This is a genomic window from Pseudooceanicola sp. NS-SX9 (assembly GCF_057380705.1).
Genome location: NZ_CM170818.1, coordinates 412,316 through 428,745, shown reverse-complemented (window position 1 = coordinate 428,745; position 16,430 = coordinate 412,316). Strand labels below are relative to the sequence as shown.

General features: G+C 68.8%; 14 protein-coding genes. 7 read left to right on the top strand and 7 right to left on the bottom strand.

The annotated features are described in order from the left end of the window. Nucleotides 1-59 precede the first annotated feature (59 nt). Together accD and AC2ITM_RS02055 are read left to right on the top strand one after the other, a co-directional pair. The gene (gene accD, locus AC2ITM_RS02060) at nucleotides 60-1,055 is read left to right on the top strand and encodes an acetyl-CoA carboxylase, carboxyltransferase subunit beta (protein WP_486468179.1); all 996 of its coding nucleotides are present in this window, start codon (nucleotides 60-62) and stop codon (nucleotides 1,053-1,055) included. After that, nucleotides 1,052-2,326 carry a bifunctional folylpolyglutamate synthase/dihydrofolate synthase gene (locus AC2ITM_RS02055; protein WP_486468178.1) on the top strand — a complete coding sequence of 425 codons (1,275 nt, stop codon included), beginning with the start codon at nucleotides 1,052-1,054 and terminating at the stop codon, nucleotides 2,324-2,326. Before accD ends, AC2ITM_RS02055 begins: the two co-directional genes overlap by 4 nt. Nucleotides 2,327-2,678: 352 nt before the next feature. Here AC2ITM_RS02055 and zapE read toward each other — a convergent pair whose 3' ends face one another. Next, nucleotides 2,679-3,755, bottom strand: a complete 1,077-nt coding sequence (gene zapE / locus AC2ITM_RS02050) for a cell division protein ZapE (RefSeq protein ID WP_486468177.1) — start codon at nucleotides 3,753-3,755, stop codon at nucleotides 2,679-2,681. 127 nt (nucleotides 3,756-3,882) lie between these two features. Here zapE and AC2ITM_RS02045 point away from each other — a divergent pair, with 127 nt between their 5' ends. Beyond that, the gene (locus AC2ITM_RS02045; RefSeq protein WP_486468176.1) at nucleotides 3,883-5,124 is read left to right on the top strand and encodes an MFS transporter; all 1,242 of its coding nucleotides are present in this window, start codon (nucleotides 3,883-3,885) and stop codon (nucleotides 5,122-5,124) included. A gap of 64 nt (nucleotides 5,125-5,188) precedes the next feature. Here AC2ITM_RS02045 and AC2ITM_RS02040 read toward each other — a convergent pair whose 3' ends face one another. From AC2ITM_RS02040 to AC2ITM_RS02030, 3 genes are all read right to left on the bottom strand, one after another. Further along, nucleotides 5,189-5,599 (bottom strand): response regulator, encoded by a 411-nt coding sequence (locus tag AC2ITM_RS02040; RefSeq protein ID WP_486468175.1) that lies wholly within the window; start codon nucleotides 5,597-5,599, stop codon nucleotides 5,189-5,191. Beyond that, entirely contained in the window at nucleotides 5,583-8,996 is a 3,414-nt protein-coding gene (locus AC2ITM_RS02035; RefSeq protein WP_486468174.1) for a chemotaxis protein CheB, read from the bottom strand. Before AC2ITM_RS02035 ends, AC2ITM_RS02040 begins: the two co-directional genes overlap by 17 nt. Nucleotides 8,997-9,161: 165 nt before the next feature. Next, entirely contained in the window at nucleotides 9,162-9,713 is a 552-nt protein-coding gene (locus AC2ITM_RS02030) for a PAS domain-containing protein (RefSeq protein ID WP_486468173.1), read from the bottom strand. A 247-nt stretch (nucleotides 9,714-9,960) separates the two neighbouring features. Here AC2ITM_RS02030 and AC2ITM_RS02025 point away from each other — a divergent pair, with 247 nt between their 5' ends. After that, nucleotides 9,961-10,632, top strand: a complete 672-nt coding sequence (locus AC2ITM_RS02025; RefSeq protein ID WP_486468172.1) for a TetR/AcrR family transcriptional regulator — start codon at nucleotides 9,961-9,963, stop codon at nucleotides 10,630-10,632. A gap of 20 nt (nucleotides 10,633-10,652) precedes the next feature. Further along, on the top strand, nucleotides 10,653-11,273 hold the full coding sequence (locus AC2ITM_RS02020) for an I78 family peptidase inhibitor (RefSeq protein WP_486468171.1): 621 nt from the start codon (nucleotides 10,653-10,655) through the stop codon (nucleotides 11,271-11,273). Nucleotides 11,274-11,340: 67 nt separating this feature from the next. Here AC2ITM_RS02020 and AC2ITM_RS02015 read toward each other — a convergent pair whose 3' ends face one another. Further along, nucleotides 11,341-11,778, bottom strand: a complete 438-nt coding sequence (locus AC2ITM_RS02015; RefSeq protein WP_486468170.1) for a c-type cytochrome — start codon at nucleotides 11,776-11,778, stop codon at nucleotides 11,341-11,343. Between the two features lie 125 nt (nucleotides 11,779-11,903). Between AC2ITM_RS02015 and AC2ITM_RS02010 the strand changes: the two genes are divergently transcribed. Together AC2ITM_RS02010 and AC2ITM_RS02005 are read left to right on the top strand one after the other, a co-directional pair. After that, a complete protein-coding gene (locus AC2ITM_RS02010; protein ID WP_486468169.1) occupies nucleotides 11,904-13,583 on the top strand; it encodes a Y-family DNA polymerase in 1,680 nt (559 codons plus the stop codon). 147 nt (nucleotides 13,584-13,730) lie between these two features. Beyond that, entirely contained in the window at nucleotides 13,731-14,075 is a 345-nt protein-coding gene (locus AC2ITM_RS02005; RefSeq protein ID WP_486468168.1) for a DUF2794 domain-containing protein, read from the top strand. Between the two features lie 75 nt (nucleotides 14,076-14,150). On the opposite strand, the gene AC2ITM_RS02000 is transcribed toward AC2ITM_RS02005, so the two are convergent. Both AC2ITM_RS02000 and AC2ITM_RS01995 read right to left on the bottom strand, forming a co-directional pair. Further along, the gene (locus AC2ITM_RS02000; protein WP_486468167.1) at nucleotides 14,151-15,020 is read right to left on the bottom strand and encodes a C40 family peptidase; all 870 of its coding nucleotides are present in this window, start codon (nucleotides 15,018-15,020) and stop codon (nucleotides 14,151-14,153) included. Then, nucleotides 15,017-16,420 (bottom strand): leucyl aminopeptidase family protein, encoded by a 1,404-nt coding sequence (locus AC2ITM_RS01995; protein WP_486468166.1) that lies wholly within the window; start codon nucleotides 16,418-16,420, stop codon nucleotides 15,017-15,019. Before AC2ITM_RS01995 ends, AC2ITM_RS02000 begins: the two co-directional genes overlap by 4 nt. Nucleotides 16,421-16,430: the final 10 nt, after the last annotated feature.

Genomic DNA, 16,430 nt, shown 5'->3' with positions numbered 1-16,430 from the left:
TGCAATCCAGTGACAACCCCCTTATCTGAGGCGCGACTGGCCATCCCAGGGGAGCGTCGATGAACTGGATCTCTAACTACGTCCGTCCGCGGATCAACTCGATCTTCTCGCGTCGTGAAACGCCCGAGAACCTCTGGACGAAATGTGACAGCTGCGGAACCATGCTGTTCCACCGCGAGCTTTCCGACAACCTGAACGTCTGCAGCAGCTGCGGCCACCACATGGCGATCACGCCGCGGGCGCGCTTTACCGCGCTGTTCGATGGCGGCATCTTCACCACCGTCGATGTCCCCGAACCCGTCGCCGACCCGCTGCATTTCCGCGACCAGAAGAAATACCCCGACCGGATGCGCGAGGCGCGCAAGAAGACCGCCGAGCACGAGGCGATGCTGGTCGCCGAGGGCGAGATCGGCCGCACCCCGATCGTTGCCGCAGCCCAGGACTTCAGCTTCATGGCCGGCTCCATGGGGATGTATGTCGGCAATGCGATCATCGCCGCTGCCGAGCGCGCAGTGAAAAAGAAATGCCCGCTGGTGCTGTTCTCGGCCGCCGGGGGCGCGCGGATGCAGGAAGGCATCCTGTCGCTGATGCAGATGCCGCGCACCACGGTCGCCGTGCAGATGCTGAAAGAGGCGGGCCTGCCCTACATCGTCGTGCTGACCCACCCCACCACCGGGGGCGTGACCGCGTCCTATGCGATGCTGGGCGATGTGCATATTGCGGAACCCAACGCGCTGATCTGCTTTGCCGGGCCGCGCGTGATCGAACAGACGATCCGGGAAAAGCTACCTGACGGCTTCCAGCGCGCCGAATACCTGCTGGACCACGGGATGCTGGACTGCGTGACCCCGCGCACGAAGATGCGGGACGAGCTGATCACCATCACCCGGATGCTGATGGGCCTGCCGCCCGCCATCGCGGGCGATCTGCCGGCGCCGGGCCGGGTGTCGGACGTGGCAGCCGCTCCGCTGCCCGAGGCCGCCGCCGAACCCGCCGAGCCGAAGAAGGCCGCCAAGGCCAAGGCCCCTGAAAAGAAAGCTCAGGACAAGTCGTGACAACACCCGCTTCGGATGCGCTGCTTGAGCGCATGATGGCCCTGCATCCCAAGGTCATCGACCTTGTGCTGGACCGCGTCTGGCGCCTGCTGGCGGCGCTGGACCACCCCGAGGACCGTCTGCCGCCGGTCATCCACCTGGCGGGCACCAACGGCAAGGGCTCGACCCAGGCGATGATCCGGGCCGGGCTGGAGGGCGCGGGCAAATCCGTCCACGCCTATACCTCGCCGCATCTGGTGCGCTTCCATGAACGCATCCGCCTGGCGGGCAGGCTGATCGGCGAGGACGCCCTGAGCGCCCTGCTGGACGAATGTCTGGCCGCCAACGGCCCCGATCCGATCACCTATTTCGAGATCACCACCTGCGCCGCCTTCAAGGCCTTTGCCGATACGCCCGCCGACTGGCTGCTGCTGGAAACGGGGCTGGGCGGACGGCTGGATGCGACCAACGTGGTGGCGCGGCCCGCGCTGACGATCCTGACGCCGATCTCGCTCGATCATCAGGATTTCCTGGGCGACACGGTGGACAAGATCGCCGGCGAAAAGGCCGGCATCCTGAAGCGCGGCACCCCTTGCGTGGTGGGGCCCCAGCCCGATGCCGCGCTGGAGGTCATCGAGGCCCGCGCCGCCAAGGTCGGTGCCCCTCTGCTGGTCCATGGCCAACACTGGCACGTCTGGAGCGAACGCGGCCGGCTGATCTTTCAGGACGAGACCGGCCTGCTGGACCTGCCGATGCCGAACCTGCCGGGCGAACACCAGATCGCCAATGCCGGTGCGGCACTGGCGGCACTGCGGCACCTGGGCTTTGACGAGGCCGCCTGCGAGGCCGCCGTCACCCGCGCCGAATGGCCTGCCCGCCTGCAGCGGCTGAAGGACGGCAAGATCGCCGCCCATGTGCCGCAGGCGGAGCTGTGGCTGGACGGTGGCCACAACCCCGCCGCGGGCGAGGCCCTGGCCCGGCACCTCTCGGGGCTGCCGGAACGGCCCACCTACATGGTCTGCGGGATGCTGAACACCAAAGACATCGGCGGCTATCTGCGGCCTCTGGCGCCGCTGGTGCGCCGCCTGCATGCCGTGGCGATCCCCGGTGCCAGCGCCACCCTGCCGGCCGAGGCCACCGCCGCCGCCGCCACCGCCGCCGGGATCGAGGCCCTGGTCGCGACCGACGTGGAAAGCGCTCTGGATGCCATTGCGGCCACCGATCCCACCGCGCGGATCCTGATCTCGGGGTCGCTCTATCTGGCGGGCCAGGTTCTGGCCGCCGACGCCTGACCCGCGCGGTCTCGCATCCGCACGGCCCCGCCCGGGGCCGTGCCTGAAAAATATCCTGCATGAAATCCAGCTAAGTCCCCGGCCCGAATCGGTTTTCCGAATCGGTTAACCAAATATGTCGAATCAGGCGGCGCCTACACGCAACTTATAGTTGACCGATTCGATTCGGGATGCCTAAAGTGGCCTTAGAAACAGGAGTTTCACCCAGGTTCCGGCAGGCACCATCGCCTATCACCGCCTCTCGGAACATGGTTACGGAACGGGGACCATCGGGCAAAAACAGGGGGTCGGTCAACGACCCCCTTCTTCTTTGCCCCCTGGACCGGCGCGGACCGGGCCCGCCGGGATCGGATCAGCCCGCGTCGCGGCCCCAATCCTTGTCCTGCATCTCGCGCAGGCGCGAGGCGGTGCGTTCGAATTCGAAGACCCCCTCGCCCTCGGTATAAAGCGATTCCGGCTGGTCGGCGGCGGTGCAGATCAGCTTGACCTTGGCCTCGTAAAGCGCGTCGATCAGCGTCACAAAGCGCTTGGCCTCGTTAAAGTTCGACCGGCCCAGCGTCGGAATGTCCTCGAGGATCAGCACCTCGACCTCTTCGGCGATGGCCAGATAGTCGCCCGGGCCCAGCATCTCGCCGCACAGGTCATGGAAGCGGGCGCGCGCCACGCCGTCGTGATAGGCCGGCAGCATCACCTTGCGACCCTTGACCAGCACCGCGCGGGGCGTGCCCGGATCCTTGTTGGTCAGGTCATCCCAGATCTCCTGCACGGCGAGGCGCGCGGTACGGTCGGCGGGGGTGAAATAGACCTGCGCGCCGGACAGGCGGTTCTGGCGGTAGTCGTTGTCGCTGGCCATCTCGTGGACCACCAGCTTGTCCTTGATCAGCGCGATGAAGGGCAGGAACAGCTGCCGGTTCAGCCCGTTCTTGTACAGGTCATCCGGCACCCGGTTCGAGGTCGTCACAACCACCACGCCCGCGTCGAACAGCGCCTGGAACAGCCGCCCCACGATCATCGCGTCGGTGATGTCGGTGATCTGCATCTCGTCGAAGGCCAGCACCTTGACCTGGGAAATCACCTTGGCGGCGACCGGTGCCAGACTGTCCTCGATATTGGCCTGACGGGCCTTGTGCATCCCCTCGTGGATTTCCTGCATGAAGGCATGAAAGTGCACCCGGCGCACCGGCACGTCCAGCCCCTCGACGAACAGGTCCATCAGCATCGACTTGCCACGCCCGACACCGCCCCACAGGTACAGTCCCTTCGGCGCCTCGGGCGGTTTCGCGCGGCGGAACAGGCCCGCCTTCACGGGTTTCGCGTTCAGCCCCTCGCGGATGCGATCGAATTCGGGCAGCACGGCCTGCTGCGCGGGGTCGGGCTTGATTTCACCGGCGGCGACACGGGCCGCGTAGAGGTCGGACATGCTGGTCATGCCAGCCCCTTACCGTGCGACGCCGGGACAGGGAAGCGCACAGATGCGAATATGGTAACGCACAAAGGCTGAATTGACGTTTTGCAGGCACGTTCTACTGTAACGCGACCCCCGCCCGGAGACCGCCATGCCCGCCCAAGCCCGCCTCCTGTCGCCCGTGCTGATCGCCGGGTGCTTCATCATCCTGATCAGCTTTGCCATCCGCGCCAGCTTCGGCGTGTTCCAGATCCCCATCGCGGCCGAGTTCGGCTGGGCGCGGGCCGATTTCTCGCTGGCGATCGCCATCCAGAACCTGGCCTGGGGCATCGGGCAGCCGATCTTCGGCGCGCTGGCGGAAAAGATGGGCGACCGGCTGGCGGTTGTGCTGGGCGCCATCGCCTATGCGGCCGGCCTGATGCTGTCGTCGCTGGCCACCACCCCCGAGGCCCATTGGGCGCTGGAGGTCCTGGTGGGCTTCGGCATCGCCGGCACCGGCTTTGGCGTGATCCTGGCGGTCGTCGGCCGCGCCGCCTCGGCCGAGAACCGTTCGATGGCGCTGGCGATCGCCACCGCGGCGGGCAGCGCGGGGCAGATCTTTGGCGCGCCCCTGGCCGAGGCGCTGCTGGGCGCGATGTCCTGGCAGGGCGTCTTCGTGGTCTTCGCCGTGGCGATCCTGCTGGTGCTGGGGCTGCTGCCCTTCCTGAAGTCCGAAACGCCCCCCGCCACCCGCGCCGAGCTGGAAGAAACCCTGGGCCAGATCCTGCTGCGCGCCGCCCGCGATCCCAGCTTTGCGCTGATCTTCCTGGGCTTCTTCTCCTGCGGGTACCAGCTGGCGTTCATCACGGCGCATTTTCCGGCCTTCGTGACGGAACTGTGCGGCGCCATCGCGCCGGGCAGCCTGCTGCATTCTGCGGGCATCACCAGCACCTCGGCGCTTGGCGCGGTGTCGATCTCGGTCATCGGGGCGGCGAACGTGGCGGGGACGCTGGCTGCGGGCTGGCTGGGCAAGCGCTATTCCAAGAAATACCTGCTGGCGGGGATCTACCTGGCGCGCACCGTGGTGGCGGGCACCTTCATCCTGATGCCGATCACGCCGGGATCGGTGCTGCTGTTCTCGGTGCTGATGGGCGGGCTGTGGCTGGCCACGGTGCCGCTGACCAGCGGCCTGATCGCCCATATCTACGGGCTGCGCTACATGGGCACGCTTTATGGCATCGTCTTCCTGTCGCACCAGATCGGCGGCTTCTTCGGCGTCTGGCTGGGCGGGCGGATGTACGACATCTACGGCAATTACACGCTGGTCTGGTGGATCGGCGTCGGCGTCGGCCTGTTCAGCGCCATTGTCCATCTGCCGGTGCGCGAACGTCCCGCCCTGGCCCAGCCGGTCTGACTCTGGCGACGTCCTCTGGCGCCGTCCGGGTAACGGGCGGCCCTGGCGGGGCCAGCGGACAGCCCTAGCGGGCCGCCATGGCGCGGGTGACGCAGGTTTCGATCTGACGCGGGGTCGTGGGCTTGGGGCAGAAGGCCGAGCCGGGATAGCGGCGCGCCAGCGCGGTCATGTCGGCATGACCGGAATGGAAGATCAGCGGCACCTGGGCGGCATGCAACCGGTCGGCCAGTTCAAAGACCTCGCCGTCGGGCAGCTTGACGTCCAGGATCGCCACGGCCGGGCGACGGGCATCGGCGGCGGTCAGCCCGGCGCGTACGGTGGCGCAGGGACCGATGACCATCAGGCCCATGTCCTCGACGATGAATTGCAGATCCAGAGCCACGATGGCCTCGTCCTCGACCACGAGGACGCCACCGGCAAGGTCCGGCGTGGCATCGCCTCCGGCGGACGGGTCAGTGTCAGCTATAGCGTTCATTGCGATAGGTAATCCTGTTCAACCTTCCACCCGGCATCTGCTCGACCGTCACGGCGCCACCCAGTTGCAGCGCCGAAGAGCGGATCAGCGTCGAGCCGAAGCCGTCGGTTTCTTCCTTGGGATCCAACGCCACATCGTAGGTTTCGTTCCATTCCAATGTCACCTTCCCATCATTTTCCTGAGACCAGGTGATGGTCAGATTGCCCGGCACGGCGCCCAGGACGCCGTATTTTGCCGCATTCGTGCTCCATTCATGCAAGATCAGCGCCAGCGAGGTCAGCTCTTCCGAGGCCACCTCGACGCCCGGGCCCATCACCGTCACCAGATGATGGTCGCGGTAGGGTTCCAGCGCGGCTTCGACGACCTCCTGCAGCTGGACCTTCTCGTCGACGCTGCGCGCCTGGGTCAGATCATGCGAGCGCGCCAGCGCGGTGATCCGGCGGCTGACATCGGCCACCAGATCCCTGGGCGTCTCGGCCTTGCGCGCCGCGATCCGCAGCATCGCCGAGATGATCGAGAACAGGTTCTTCACCCGGTGGTTCATCTCGCGCAGCATCAGCTCGCGCATCTGGGCATGTTCGAATTCGGCCGTCATGTCCATCTTGACGCCGATGATGTTGGCCTGGCCGTCCTCGTACTGCACCGATCCCATGCCGCGGATATAGCGCACGCCGCCGCCCTTCAGCGTGATCGGGAACGACACGTCGAAATCGCCGCCCGACTGCAACGCCTCGGCCACGGCGGTCTGCACCATTGCCGCATCGCCGGGCGCCAGCCGCGCCATCAGATCGTCGATCCCAAGCGCGCCGGTCTGCGGGAATTCGAACAGGCCGCGCACCGTGGCATCGGCCTCCATTGCGCCGGTCGCGGGGTTCAGCTCCCACACGCCGATCGCCGCCAGTGCCAGCGCCAGCTTCAGCCGCTGGCCCTCGGCGGCCAGCCGGCCTTCCAGGCGCAGCGCCTCGGTCACGTCGGTGAAGACCAGCGTCGCGCCGTCGATGCGCCCGTCGGCCAGCCGGTAGGGGCTGATCGACAGCGACCAGACCGTGCGCCCCTCGCGCGAGCGGATGCGCATGGTCTGCGCCTCGCCGCTGTCGATCACTTCGCGGGTCAGGTGCTCGACCCGGTCGGCATCGTCGATGGCGCCCTGGACCTCGCGCAGCGGGCGGCCCTTGTCGGCCTCCTGGAAGGGGAAGACCACCTTCGCGGCCTGGGTGAAATTGCGGATCCGCATCGAGCGTTCCACCGTCACCAGCGCCAGCGAGGTCGAGGCAAAGAGGTTGCGCAGATCGGCATTGGCGCTGGAAAGCTGCTCGACCTTCGACTTCAGCTCGTCGTTGACGGTGGCCAGTTCCTCGTTGGTGGACTGCAGCTCCTCGTTCATCGACATCATTTCCTCGTTCGAGGACTTCAGCTCTTCGTTGGCGGTCTCCAGCTCTTCCACGGTCGAACGCAGCCGGGTGCGGGTGGCGCGCAGTTCGGCCTCCAGGACCTGGACATGGGATTCCGAGGGCACGAGTTCCTCGAAATCATCGCCGGTGATCGGCTCGAAGGGGGCGCGGTCGCGGAAGATGATCAGCAGCGTGTCGTCGGGCAGCGGATCGGCCATCACGTCGACCTTCTGCTTGCCCAGTTCCGAGATCACCTCGACCTGGCGGGCGACCTTGCGGGTATTGGTGCCCGAGGCCTCGCGGATCAGCGCCGAGAGGGCCTCGCGCAGGCCGGGTCTGGCCAGGCTCTGGGCGAATGACGTGCCGGTGGCAGCCGGGTCGAAATCGAGGAATTTCGACAGCTTGCCGGTGGCGGCCAGGATGGCGCCGTTGCGGTCGATCTGCAGCGTCGGGGGGGCGTAGGTTTCAAGTATTCTGCTGTTTGCCACGGAGGATTCCCATTCGATCTGGGTGCGGGTCCGGGGGGGCGGATTGGGCCGCGGGCGCCGGTCGTGGCTGTGCACGGCCGGCAGTTCGATCGGGTAGCGGGCGCGACCCGGATTGCGCCGGAACAGCCGCGCCTTGGGCTCGACCGGTTCGAACAGATGTTCGGCCCGCCCGATGCTTTCCGAGGGGCCAAGGAAAAGATAACCGCCTGATTTCAGGGCGTAATGACAGACCGGCAGCGCCAGAGACTGCAACCCGTCGTCGAAATAGATCAGCAGGTTGCGGCAGGAAATCAGGTCGATCCGGCTGAACGGCGGATCCTTGATCAGGCTGTGCACCGAGAACCGCACCATGTCGCGGATCCGGGAGGAGATCTGGAACGCCCCCTCGCGGCCCACGGTATAGGCGTCGCGCAGCTCCTGCGGGATGTCCTGCAGCGCCGCGAGCGGATAGCGCCCGGCCCGCGCCATGTCCAGCATCCGCTCGTCGATGTCGGTGGCAAAGACCTGGGCCGTGACCTGGCGGCCGGTGCGGGCGATCTCGGCGGCGAACATCATGGCGATGGAATAGGGTTCCTCGCCCGAGGAACAGCCGGGCACCCAGATGCGCAGCTCGTCTCCGTCGATGGCATTGGCGACCAGCGGCGCCACGGCCTGTTCGCGCAGCACGGTGAAGGGCTCGGTATCGCGAAAGAAGCGGGTGACGTTGATCAGCAGTTCGCCGAACAGCGTGTCGGCCTCCTTGCTGTCGGTACAGACCCGGTTCAGGTAGGCGGCGCTGTCGGCAATGCCCAGCACCTGCATCCGCCGCTGGATGCGACGCAGCAGGGTGGACCGCTTGTAGCCCGAGAAATCATGCCCCGTCCGCTTGACCAGCGCCTCGCACAGCTGCTGCAGGCTGTCGGCCACGGGGGTGGCCTCGCTGATGCCCAGATCGGGGGCGATGCGGCGGAAACGGGTGATGCGGTCGATGACCTCGCCCGGCGGGCAGACCAGATCGACCAGCCCGGTGGCGACGGCGGAATTGGGCATCCCGTCGTAGCGGGCGGAACTGTCCTGGGCGATGCAGATGCCGCCATGTTCCTTGACCGCGCGCAGCCCGGCGCTGCCGTCGGCGCCGGTGCCCGACAGGATCACGCAGATCGCGTTCTGCCCCTGGTCCAGCGCCAGGCTGAGGAAGAAATCGTCAATCGGACGGCGCAGGCCGCGCGGCTGGGCAAAGGGCGTCAGCGTGATCCGCCCGCCCTCGATCCCCATGCCGTAGCCCGGCGGGATGATGTAGACATGGCCCGGCTCGACCGTCTCGTGGTCCTCGGCCTGCCGCACGCTGAGTTGCGTGTTGCGGTCCAGCAGTTCGGCCAGCATGGATTCGTGATTGGGATCAAGGTGCTGGACCACGACATAGGCCAGGGGATCCTCGGCCCGCGCGGGCGAAAGCATCTCTCGGATCGCCTCAAGCCCCCCGGCCGAGGCACCGATCCCGATGATGCAGAGGCTGTCCGCGCTGTCGTCCTGGCTCATGTCCGTCCTGCCAAAGCCGCCATGGCGGCGGGGTTGTCCGGGCGCACGCGCCCTCTGGCCCTCTACCCGGGGACAGAGGTAGAGCACCGATCCCGCCCTGACAACTTACCAACGGGTCAAATCGCGGATAAGCCATGCGAAACCGGGACTGCGTGGCAGATGGGCCTAGAAGGCGTCCAGGGTGATGCGCGCCAGCGTCGCCACGCTGTCCGAGATGATCCGCGCCGTGCCCAGCATGGTCAGGCCGAACTCGCGCGAGATCGCGTCGATATCCGAGACATTCTGGCCCAGACTGCGCTGGAAATCATCGATCTCGGCGCGGCGGGCGACATGGGACATGTCGAACTGCGATCCCAGGAAGAACCGCGTCTGGCCCTGACCGTCGCGCAGGCGGCTCATGAAGACGTAGTTGTCGAACCGCGTGCCGTCCTTGCGGAAATTGACCACCGGAAAGCAGTTCGCCTCGATCGTGTCGTCGTCGATGAAGGCGCGCAGGGCCTGTTTCTGCGCCGGCGGCGTGGTGCCGCCCTGCAGGAAGCGGCAGTTGCGGTCCAGCACATCCGCGGCCTCGTAGCCGGTCAGCGTCAGGAAGGCCTGGTTGGCAAAGATCAGCGGCTGGTCCGGCAGGGTTGCCGCAGCCAGCGTCAGCGCGATGCGGGACCGCGTGCAATAGGCCTCCAGCGAGGGGGGCAGCGGGTGGCGCGACGATGCGGGCATGGCGGTCCTGACGGAAAAGGGGTTCGCCTGACCAGATAGCGCGGATGGCCGGTCGGCAAGCCCCGCAGCGACAGAAGTCCGATAATCGGTCCAATGCCTGCCGTCCGGCAGGCGAAACGGCACAGGCCCCGCCCCCGAAGGCCACGATCCTTCAAGCGTGACTGGCCCTGACGCGCCCGGACGGTGTATGCTTCATTTTCAAGGCAGGATTGTTTGTGCGACCGCCACGCGGGAAGGACATGTTGAGATGAGTGAAACGGGGATCGGCAGACGTCGGGGCCGCAAGTATGACCAGGTCCTGGAAGGCGCCCGCACGGTGTTCCTGCAGGATGGGTTCGACGGGGCCAGCGTCGACGACATCGCCCGTGTCGCCGAGGTCTCGAAGGCCACGCTTTATTCCTATTTCCCCGACAAGCGGCTGCTGTTCATCGAGGTCGCCCGCGCCGAATGCCGCCGTCAGGCCGACGAGACGATGGCGATGATCCCGCTCGACCTGCCGGCACCGGCGCTGCTGGAGATCACCGCAGCGCGGATGGTGGACTATTTCTGCTCGCCCATGGCGCTGGCGATCTTCCGCATCTGCACCACCGAGGCCGACCGCTTTCCCGATCTGGCGCTGGAATTCTACGAAAACGGCCCCGAGCTGGCCCACCGCCTGCTGGCGACCTTCCTGGGCACCGCCGCCACGACCGGAGAACTGGCCATCGACGATCCCGACATGGCCGCGCACCAGTTCGTCGAACTGTGCCGCGCCGGCTTCTTCGTCCGCATGCTGATCGGCCTGGAACGCAGCCTGCAGCCCGAAGACCGCGCCCGCATCGCCCGCGAGGCGGTCGATACCTTCCTTGCACGTTACGGCGCCCGGAGGTCAGACTGGTCCGAAGACCATCTTGCCCCACGTACAGCCATGATGCGCTGAAACCGCCAGAAAGAGACCTCATGACCCCGAGCCTTCCTTCCGCCCGGCGACCGGGCCGCCTGCCCCTTGGCCTTGCGGGCCTAGCCCTGGTGCTGGGCCTGTCGGCCTGCGCCGACATGTCCATGCCGCGCGCCCAGGTGCCGGCGCCCGCCCCCGTCGCCCAGGCGCCCGTCGTCACCCCCGCCCCCGCGGCGCCGATCACCGCCATCGACCTGGGGCCGGCGGCGGACAGCACCAGCGATGGCACGGCCGACACCAGCACCTCGGCGCTGACCGATGACGTGGCCCAGGCGCTGGCCGCCACCTCGGGGGATGCAGCGGCGGTGACGCCGGGTGCGGAAACCGATGCCACGGCCCAGGACGGCGCCGTCGCCGCCCCGGCCCCGGCCGCCACGCCGGTGCCCGCCCCGACGGTTGCCGCCCCCGCCACCGATGCCGCCACCGACACCAGCGACAGCTGCGGCATGGGCCAGTATGCCAACCTGGTCGGCCAGACCTTCGATGAAAGCATGATGGCCGGGCGCACCGCCCCCTACCGGGTGGTGCCGCAAAACGGCAAACAGACGATGGACTACCGCCCCGACCGCCTGACCATCCACCTGGATGCCGATGGCAAGGTCGCCGCGATGCGCTGCATCTGACGCAGGCCCCCTGAAACGCCGACGCCCGCGACCCCGGCCGCGGGCGTCTTCATGTCCGGCCCGGGGGTTACTTCAGCCGGTATTCGCCGTGGCAGGCGCCACAGGTCTGGGCGATCGGTCCGAAGCCCGCCTTGATCGTCTCGGCCGAACTGGTGTCGATCCCCTTGGCCGCCGTCTCCAGCGCCGCGGCATCCGACATGAAATCATCCCAGTTCTGCCAGATCGCCGGCGCGGCCTTGGATTTCGGATCCATGCCCTCGGGCTTGAAGGTCTGCGGGATCAGCGCCGCCGCCTGCACCAGGGCGCTCTTGGCCTCGGCCGCGGCCTTGGCGTCGTAATCGGCCTTGCCCTGGGCGATGCCGCCCAGCACCGCAAAGCTGCCGCGGACCTCGTCCATCAGGTCCATGCGCGCCGCCGCGTCGGGGTTCGTCACCCCGTCGCGCGCCTGCGCCGCCCCGGCCAGCGCCAGGGTCGCAAAGGTAAGGAGCAGTATCTGTCGTTTCATGATGGAAATCTCCCGTTGCCAGATTCTACCCTAGCGTGAAGCAGGACTTCGCCAAGAGGTCTCGACAGGGGTTCACACAAAGATTATGAATAAGAACATAAGATGAACACCAAAAGGTGCCCGCCATGCCTGTCCCCCGCCGCATCCTGTCGCTGTGGTTCTGCCGCCTGGGGGCCGAGCGGGTGCTGCGCCGCGATGGCCTCGATCCCGATCAACCCCTCGCCGTGGTCGAAGACACCGGCCAGCGGCAGATCCTCAGCTCGCTCTCGCCGGGGGCCGAACGGGCCGGTCTGCAGCGCGGCCAGCCGCTGCGCGAGGCGCGGGTGATCTGCCCCGACCTGCTGACCCGCCTGCGCAACCCCCAGGCCGAGGCCGGGATGCTGGCGGCGCTGCGCCGCTGGGCCGGGCGCTATTCGCCCTGGATCGCCGACAGCGGCCCCGACGGGCTGATCCTGGACATCACCGGCTGCGCGCGGCTGTTCGGCGGCGAAGCGGCGATGCTGGCCCGGCTGGAGGACGACTGTGCCGGCCTGGCCCTGACGGCGCGCGGCGCCATTGCCGACACGCCCGGCGGCGCCTGGGCGCTGGCGCGCTTTGCCGGTGCCACGCCCGGGGCCGCCCGCAGCGGCGATGCCGTCGACCAGGAGGCCCGCGCGACGCGCTCACGCGCCAGCCGCCGCCACTGGGAACGCGGCGGCAGCACCCCGGTGCTGGCGGCGGCGCTGCCCGCGGCGCATCGCATCGCGCCGCCGGGCGGGCTGCAGACAGCCCTGGCGCCGCTGCCGGTGGCCGCCCTGCGGCTGACCCCCGACGTGCTGGAACAGCTGAACCGCCTGGGCTTGCGCCGCATCGGCGACCTGGCCGGCCGGCCCCGCGCACCGCTGGCGCGCCGCTTCGGCCAGGACCTGGTGCTGCGCCTCGACCAGGCGCTTGGCCATGCGCCCGAGCCGCTGTCGCCCCGCCGCACGGCCCCCGCCTTCGCCACCCGCCTGACCCTGCCCGATCCGATCGGCCTGGAAAACGACCTGCTGGCCGGGATCGACCGGCTGCTGCCGCGCCTGTGCGACACCCTGCGCACCGAAGGCCGCGCCGCCCGCCTGATCCGCCTGGAGGCCTGGCGCACCGACGGCACCATGCAATGGGTCGCCGCCGGGCTTGCCCGCCCCACCAGCGATCCCGCCCGCATCCGCCCGCTGCTGGCGATGAAGATCCCCACGCTGCAGGCCGGGTTCGGCATCGACATGCTGCGCCTCGTCGCCGCCCGCACCGAAGCCCCCGAGGACGCCCCTGCCGCCACAGAACTGCCCCTCGACAGCCGCCGTGCGCCCTCGGCCGCCTGGCGCCCGGGCCGCCCCCTCGCCCCCGCGCGCGAGGACCTGATGGCCCGGATCGGCGCCCGCATCGGCCTCGAAGCCCTGACCCGCCGCCACCCCGGCACCTCTCACATCCCGGAAAAAACCGCCCTGACCTTCGCCGCCGCCTGGTCCGATCCCCCCGAGGCGCCCTGGCCACCGCCCGATCTGGTCCGCCCGCTGCAGCTCTGGCCACCGGAACCCGCCCCGCCGCCGCATCCCGGCACCGCCCGCCCCACGGCGATCCGCTGGCAGCGCCGCGACTGCGCCCTGCGCCCCCACCCCTCGCGAGAGCGCATCGCGCCGGAATGGTGGCTGGCCGAGCCCGCCTGGCGCAGCGGCACCCGCGACTACCTCTCGGCGATGCTCGATACCGGCCAGGGGCTGTGGCTGTTCCTGGCCCATGGCGCCGACCTGCCCGGCGGCTGGTTCTGCCATGGCAGCTACGGCTGAGCCTCTGGCTTCATCTTTCCCCAAATATGCCGGGGGACTCGCGCGGCACGCGCGAGGGGGGCAGAGCCCCCGGCCCGGTCCGCCGCCCGCGCACCATCCGACCGAAAGCGCCTTGATTTTGCCGGACCCGGAGCGCACCTTTTTCCCATGACGATGCAAACGCCGCCCCCCACCCCGCCCGAGGCTGCCGCCCAGCAGGTGGCCTTTCACCGCACCGAGCTGAACGTGATCCTGTCGCTCTACGGGAGGATGGTCGCGGCGGGCGAATGGCGCGACTACGGCATCTCGACCCTGAGCGACGCGGCCGTGTTCTCGATCTTCCGGCGCAGTGCCGAGCATCCGCTCTACCGGATCGAGAAACGTCCCAAGCTGCGCAACAGGCAGGGCATGTACGCGGTCATGGGCATGGACGGGCAGGTGCTGAAGCGCGGCCATGACCTGCGCACCGTGCTGCGGGTGCTGGAACGCAAGCTGATCCGCGCGGTCGACTAGCGACCGGCGGTGCGGGGGCGCTGCCCCCATCAGCCTGCGGCTGATTCCCCCGAGGTATTTGGAACAAGAAAATGATCAAGAGCTGGCGAGGCGCCCGGCGAGGCCCGGCAGGCGCCGCCGGGCGGTGACCGGACCGCCATCGGCAGCGAGGATCCGGGTGATCGCCTGGGGCAGGCCTTCGTAGGCGACGCTCATGCTGTGGCCATTGGCGTGCAGGATCGTGTCGGGATCTGCGACCCAGGCGACATGGCCCTTCCAGAACAGCAGGTCTCCGCGGTGCAGGGGGGCGTCTTCGGGCAGCGGATCGCCCAGTTCGCGGGACTGCATGTCGCTGTCGCCCGGGCAGGGGATGCCGCAGGCGAGGCACCCCGCCTGCACGAGCCCCGAACAGTCGATGCCGCCATGACCATTGGCGCCCCAGAGATAGGGCAGCCCGAGGAGGCGGGCCGAGACCGCGACCGGATCGGTCTCGGGGGTGGGCTGCAGGTGCAGGTGGTGCGCGGGAATCCAGCCGCCCCCGGTGCGGGCCCAGCCGTCAGTGACCTCGGCCACCAGCAGGCGGGTGTTCAGAGCGAAGCGGCGGGTCGCCATGCCGCGCGCCGAAGGACGATCCCAGAGCAGGGTCTCGCGGATGCGGACCCTGGCGTTCGGAGCGGCGCCCGGGGCGGTGTGAGCCAGGGCCATGGCCGCGACATAGCCGGTGTAAGCGTCCTTCAGGGCCTCGACAAAGGCCATGCCATCGCGGATCTCGTAAAGCAGGACCTCGTCGCCATGCAGCAGCTGGCGGTCGCGGGCGCCATCCGGCGCCGAGAGCAGATCCGCGGCATCGGCCTGTACATGGCAGAGGGTGCCGGGGGTGTAGAGATCGGCCCTGGCCTGGCCCTTCAGGCGCTCGGCCGCGACGCGCCCGTTGCAGGGCCAGCGGCGGCGGTCCGGCGTGCTCATAGGCCCAGCAGCCCCGGCAGTGCCGAGAAGAGCGCCCGCGCGCCCTGCCCGGTGCCGCCCCGGGTGCGGCCGGGCTGGTCCGAGGGGCTCCAGCCGTAGATGTCGAAATGGGTGTAGCGCAAGCCCGGCCCGGCAAAGCGGCGCAGGAAGAGCGCAGCGGTGATGGCGCCGGCGAAACCACCCTTGGGCGCATTGTCGAGATCGGCGATGCCCGGTTCGATCATCGCCTCGTAGGGGTCGTGGAAGGGCAGCCGCCAGACCGGATCGGCGACCATCCCGGCCGAGTTCTCCAGCGCGGCCGCGACATCGGGATCATCGGTGAAATAGGGGGCGATGTCGGGCCCCACAGCCACCCGCGCCGCCCCCGTCAGCGTCGCGAAGGAGATCATCATCTCGGGCGCGTCCTCGGCGCCGAGCGCCAACGCATCGGCCAGCACCAGCCGCCCCTCGGCATCGGTGTTGTTGATCTCGACCGTCAGCCCCTTGCGCGAGGTCAGGATGTCCTGCGGCCGGAAGGCATCGCCCGAGACGGCGTTTTCCACCGCCGGGATCAGCACCCGCAGCCGCACCGGCAGATCGCGCGCCATGATCATATGCGCCAGCCCCAGCACGGTCGCAGCGCCCCCCATGTCCTTCTTCATCAGCCCCATCGAGGCCGCGGGCTTCAGATCCAGCCCGCCGGTATCGAAACACACGCCCTTGCCCACCAGCGTCAGCGCCGGGCCGTTGTCGCCCCAGCGCAGGTCGATCAGACGGGGCGCGCGATGCGGCGCCGCGGCCCGGCCCACCGCATGGATCATCGGGAAATTCTGCGTCAGCAGCGCGTCGCCTTCGATGACCGAGACGGCAGCGCCATGGGTTTCGGCCAGGGCGCGCGCGGCGGCCTCCAGCTCGGCCGGGCCCATGTCGTTGGGGGGGGTGTTGATCAGCTCACGGGTCAGCGCCTCGCCGGCGGCAATGGCCTCCAGCCGGTCGGCGCGGACCCCTTCAGGGGCCACCAGACGGGCCTTGATGCCGGATTGCGCCTGGTAACGGTCATAGGCATATCCGGCAAAAAGCCAGCCCAGGGCCTCGGTCTCGGCGGCTTCGGGCGGCAGGCCCGAGACGATCCGGTAGTCCCCCGCAGGCAGCTTTGCCGCCGCAGCGGCCAGGGCAAAGCGGCCACGCGCCCGGGCCTGCACATCGCCATAGCCCGCCAGCGCCATCCGCGGCGTGCCCTCGGGCCCCGGGATCATACAGACCTGAGCCAGCGCCCCGGTGAACCCCATGACCCCGACCCAGGCCACGACATCCGCAGGCTGCCCCGCCAGCCATCCGGCCAGCGCGTCCTTCTCGATCAGGTGCAGCGGCAACGCCTTGGCGCTGTCGGGGACGAAGGTGAGAGAGGGGGTCTTGGGCATAGGAGCTCTC